The sequence below is a fragment of the Faecalibacillus sp. H12 genome (assembly GCF_013361255.1).
In the GTDB taxonomy this organism is placed as follows: Bacteria; Bacillota_I; Bacilli_A; order Erysipelotrichales; family Coprobacillaceae; genus Faecalibacillus; species Faecalibacillus intestinalis.
In genome coordinates, this window is sequence record NZ_JABWDK010000083.1 from 1 (window position 1) to 451 (window position 451).

Sequence of the window (451 nt, forward strand, 5' to 3'; positions counted from 1 at the left end):
TATCATAACTTTCTAACCTTTCAATAGTACTTCCACTGATATTTTCTAATTTAGAGTTTATGCGATTGACATGTCCATCTCGCTTTTTAGCAGCTTGTGGAAGTATCCATATGACATAGGCCTTTTTTATTCCATCATAGTTTCTACAATCATATTCCTTTCCATTTTGACTGGTAATCATTCTTGAAAGATAATCATTTCCTCTTGTTAGTGGGGCATATCCTGGATTCTCTACATTTTGTATCTCTACATCTAGATAAATTCTTTTCATTGTTCCATCAGCTTGTGGCAGATTGATACAGCAGAAATAATCAAATTCCGCTCTTCCATGATGAGCAATATCGATGACATTATTTAGCTGTTGGAAATAAGAATTTCCTTTCTGATCCTTCTTTTCTTTAATAAGTTCAATGATTTCTTCTAAAGATACATCCTCAGCTTCTTTAATAAA

1 protein-coding gene is annotated in these 451 nt (G+C 32.6%); it reads right to left on the reverse strand.

Annotated elements, in window-relative coordinates; genetic code table 11:
- Nucleotides 1–451: hypothetical protein (locus HUU89_RS14505; protein ID WP_217498506.1), on the reverse strand; the 451-nt coding region annotated here is incomplete at both ends.